General features: G+C 34.7%; 1 protein-coding gene. It reads left to right on the top strand.

Features of this window, described 5'->3' with window-relative positions; translation table 11 throughout:
- Positions 1-377: 377 nt before the first annotated feature.
- Positions 378-656: an AbrB/MazE/SpoVT family DNA-binding domain-containing protein gene (locus ACQKN2_RS25395; protein ID WP_427417369.1), complete on the top strand. Its 279-nt coding sequence runs from the start codon at positions 378-380 to the stop codon at positions 654-656.
- Positions 657-1,092 lie beyond the last annotated feature (436 nt).

Raw genomic sequence — 1,092 nt, 5'->3', positions numbered from 1 at the left:
TGGCATTACCGAAATGACCGACATCGTGTCGGCCCTCGTGCAGGCCTAAGCACAAAGCCGATTCCGGACGCAATTATGCCGAGGCATAATTGATTGAAAGTTTCTCGTACGCGAAAAATGTCGAAAAATATTATCAATCCATTTAATGTCTTTAATAAGAAGCTTTTTTACTATAAATTAAAATATATAATAAAAACCTTTTAAAAAAACCAAAATATCTCTTTTCTTCTCAAAAATTTTTTTTGAAACAATAATATTAGTGCATTAATTAATTGACGTTTATGGCATTACTTGGTATGATAACTATCAGACAAGAAATTATGTCGAAATTTGACGAAATACCAATATAACTTTTAATATTAGGAGGAAAAATAATTATGAAATCAACAGGAATCGTTCGTAAAGTCGATGAATTAGGTCGTGTAGTAATTCCAATAGAATTACGCCGTACATTAGGTATTGCAGAAAAAGACGCTTTAGAAATCTATGTGGATGATGACAAAATCATCTTAAAAAAATATATGCCTAACATGACATGTGCTGTAACTGGTGAAGTTTCTGATGATAACTTCCGTCTAGTTGGTGGCAAATTAATTTTAAGCCCTGAAGGCGCAGAAATGTTAGTGAAAGAAATCCAAACTAACTTAACAAAATAATTTGATACACACCTAAATCAAGCATAGTGATTTGGGTGTTTTATTTTTTATCAATTTCTCCTTAGCGTAATTGCATCCAGAGGCGTTATCATTCAATAGAAGATAACTATAATATAACCAATTCTTAAGTCCCTTATAATGTCCATGTCAGACCTTTTATGATAAGGGTACTATTTTTTACAATTATTATCAATTTAAATGGTTTATATGCTCATCACCAAAGGATAGTCATAAAATTTGTTAAACGTATACCATGTAGTGATTGGAGTTGAGGCTGAGCGACTCCTTGGGGATCAGCGATAGAGGAACGAAGGCTAAAACCATCACATCCTGTGATAACACCTTCGTGACCAACATCGGTGCTGTTGCTGTCGCTGCGCTTTCGCACAAACAAAACCCTCTGCTGCCGCTACGTTAGCACTACGCTTTCGCGCAG

The organism is Lysinibacillus sp. NPDC093688 (assembly GCF_050280145.1).
GTDB lineage: Bacteria > Bacillota > Bacilli > Bacillales_A > Planococcaceae > Lysinibacillus > Lysinibacillus xylanilyticus_B.
The sequence above is the reverse complement of the archived record's forward strand: the minus strand, read 5'-3'. Positions and strand labels throughout refer to the sequence as shown.